Source organism: Acinetobacter sp. A3 (assembly GCF_012371415.1).
Lineage (GTDB): Bacteria > Pseudomonadota > Gammaproteobacteria > Pseudomonadales > Moraxellaceae > Acinetobacter.
On the sequence record NZ_JAAZQW010000064.1, the window covers coordinates 1 to 3622 of the forward strand.

Sequence of the window (3622 nt, forward strand, 5' to 3'; positions counted from 1 at the left end):
ATTGAAGAATTGCTGCCGCACTGCTGGAAACCTAAATCGAATTAAAAAATAGGTATGGGATTCAGCGGACGCTTACGCTCATCTTAACCTAAGCATTATTTTTCATAAAGTTTTAAGATATGTTTTTATAAAATTATGCATAAAAAAATCCCTAACCGAAGTTAGGGATTTTTCTCTTATATCATCTATTAGATAATGATATTACCTGACTCTAAAAGATCTTTGATTGGATCAGAAGAAGTTCCTAAATCCACCTTTAATAATTCAGTAGATTCGTAATATTTCGCTTCTCCATCACGATCTATAGATACTGTCTTAGTATCAGCATTATAAGATAGATACTGACCTATATTATCTACAGTTGCTGAATCAGCTAATAATCCTGATACATCAATTACATCACCATTAAAAGTTTCTGACGGTAATTCAAAACCACTTACCGCATCTTTACCATTACCTCCTAGTGAATCTGCATCATCAAGAACCTTATAGATCAAGCTATCGATTTTATTTGATGTAAATTCAAAACTCTCTGAAGCCTTACTGCTTAATACTGTATTACCAGCATTGACAATAGTTAATTCAGATACTTTTATTAATGTATCATTTAGACTATCAGTTACTTTATACTCAAAAGCGTCACTTTTACCTTTATCTGTAGAATTTCTTAAAGTATAGGTAAATGAACCAGATTTATTTATTAATAAATCACCATATTCACCTTTAATTTCTACTACTTCATTAGCCTCTATTTTTACAAAAGTTTGCTGCACATAATCAAAAACGAATAATTCCGTAGTTTCAAAATTAACAACATCATTGTCAAAAATATTTCCACTGCTATGATGAGCAATTTCTGTATCTACCTTATAAATTTCTTTATACGTATTTACAATTTGCTTAAGACTGTATTTAGTAGTCGTATTATCACCCTCCGATGCAAAAGTATTTACAGTTAAGGTTGTATTTTTTGCAATGTTTAAATCTTGAATCTCAATTACAACCTTTTCTCGATTAGCAGATATATTCCTATATTTTGGTACAGTTACCTCTATCTCACTGTTAAATGTCGAATAACTTAAATAATACGGACTATTTTTACCATTAACATCAATTGTGTAAATTACTACTTTCGCATTAGATAAATCTAAAATTTCACCAGTTAAGTCTTTTAGTTGAACTTTTACTTTTCGGGCATATGTAATACCTTCTAACTTCATTAATTCAATCTGCAAGACTTCATTTTGATTTAAAGTAATACTATTTGACAAATATGCATTATCAGTTGGTGAAATATCCTTAGTATCAGATGCTGTTTGTTCCACTTGATCATTTTTTACTATAGAAATTTGATTGGCTATAGCAATATCACTATTTAAATCTAAAATTACTCCATCACTTGAAGGGTTATTTTGATCCCAAAGAATATTAGGATACTTATCACTATTAATCTGGATATTCAGCTGAGCTGATTCACCATTCACATAATATGTAAATGAATCAACCTTACCTACATTTTGAATGTTGTTTTCAAACATTTGATAAGTATAACTACCACTTTGATCAATAGTTAGCACACCATACTTACCAGTAATTTTAGTGGAAACGTCAGTATCTAAATCAACTTTCTGAGGTAAATCACCAGTATTTACTTCAACTGCTTCAATTGCAACACCTGCAGTTAAAGAGTCATTTTTTAACACATTACCTTTAATAAGTTGTGTTGAATCATCTGTTCCAGTAATTACACCTTTAGTTTCAATCGTCATCGCACCTGCAACATTGGCTTTAAGACCCGGTGAACCAACGAGCACCATATACTGTCCTGCTTTTGGATCTTTAATTGTCAATGAGTCAGTGACTAATGGAATTCCCAATAAACTAACCAAGGACAGAACTTCCTGATCTACAAGCTGCCAATCTTGAGATTCATTAGCACGATAATAAACATACCCAGTCGAACCAAGTTCAAGATTCAGTACAGCATATGAAGACAGTTTTACGGCAATATCATCATATTCAGTTAAAGAAGTACCAGGAAGATTAAGAACAAACTGTTTGGATATATCAATAATACCAAGATCAATAAGTCCGCCGACCCCTACTGTAACCAAAGAACCACTAGTAGTTTTTACTTTAGATAATTCAATATCTGTAGGTTCAAGAATATTGGTTGATACTACATCAGAATTCAGTTCAATCTCAGCGGCAAATTCAGGAGTATTCACCTCTAAAGAATTTATTGAACTATTACCAGCTTTATCAAAGACTACAAATGATATCGTTTCTTGAGGTTGAAGAGGAGTATCGAGCTTAAATTCGAAGCCACCATCTTGCTTAATAGTAGCTTCATCAAGCTTAACAGTTTCACCCTCTTTGGATGAGTAAATATATACTTTTCCACCCGCCTCTTCAGAATCTGTAGAACCAATAATATGGTCATAAGACAAGAAAATAACATCCTGATTAGTCAAATCTTTAGGAGGTGTAATATCAGGTACGGTAATTTGTGCTGTTAAAGAGTTAATACCACTTGTACTTACAAGATAATAATTCAATTGAGAATTATCTTTTAATTTAGAAAGTCCCTCAAATGTAACCTCACCATCTACGATGGTACCTCGTACAATTTCATTACCTAAATTATCTAATACATATATGGTTGATCCATTAGCGTCATTTTCCGAATCAGGAATAACTGTACCTTGTTCATCTGTTTTAGGTTTAATCTGAATCTTGATTTGAGTGTTTTGGTCTGAGAAATCTACCTGAACTCTATCAATATCAATAGGCTGAACAATACTTGAATCCAGCTCTAACTTACCGAAAGCCTCAATAGTTTGTGTAACTAAATCCAATAATTGATCTGTTGTTTTACTAAATAAATCAGTAATTTCATTGATTTCACTCAAAAGATTACTCAACTCATTCCAAGTATCAGTAGTAAACATTGCTGGATCATATGAAGAACTTAAATCATCAACACCCTCAAGGTAAGTAATTAAAGCTTCTCTAACCACTGAATCTAAACTTTGCGTACAAGTTTGAAGCTGATCTAAAGTAGTATCCTCATTATTTAACAACTCATATGCTTCAACTAGAGAGTCTATAATTACTAATGAACTTTCTTCATCAAGTAACGTAATAGCTTTTTCAGCTTGAGTAATTACTGCACTCAACCCTCCAATCGCTGCAAGTACGTCTTCTGCTTCTACAAGGTTGTCTTGCGCTTCCTTCAGGTCAGCAGTCAGTTCAGCTTGCTTGTCTGCATCTGTGACTTTGGCAATTGCTTCTTCTGCAGCATTAATGGCTTCTTCTGCTGCCGTAATATTATCTTTAGCCGGATCTACTTTCGCTTCTTCTGCTGCATCAATCGCATCAGCAATCGCTGAGTTCGCTGTCGCGATTTTGCCTGCTTCTACCAGATTGTCTTTCGCCGCCTGCAAGGCAGTATTCAACGCAGGCTGGTTCGCTTCTGCAACTGCATCAATCGCTGTTACCGCCTCATCAATTGCTGTTTGAGCTGCATCAATATTCGCTTCAGTCGGATCTACTTTCGCTTCTTCTGCTGCATCAATCGCATCAGCAATCGCTGAGTTCGCTGTCGCGATTTTGCCTGCTT

1 protein-coding gene is annotated in these 3622 nt (G+C 34.1%); it reads right to left on the reverse strand.

What is annotated here, in order from left to right; genetic code table 11:
• Nucleotides 1–188: 188 nt before the first annotated feature.
• Nucleotides 189–3622, reverse strand: a 3434-nt coding sequence (locus tag HHA42_RS12795; RefSeq protein ID WP_168526770.1) for a VCBS domain-containing protein, incomplete at its 5' end; no start/stop codon positions are given.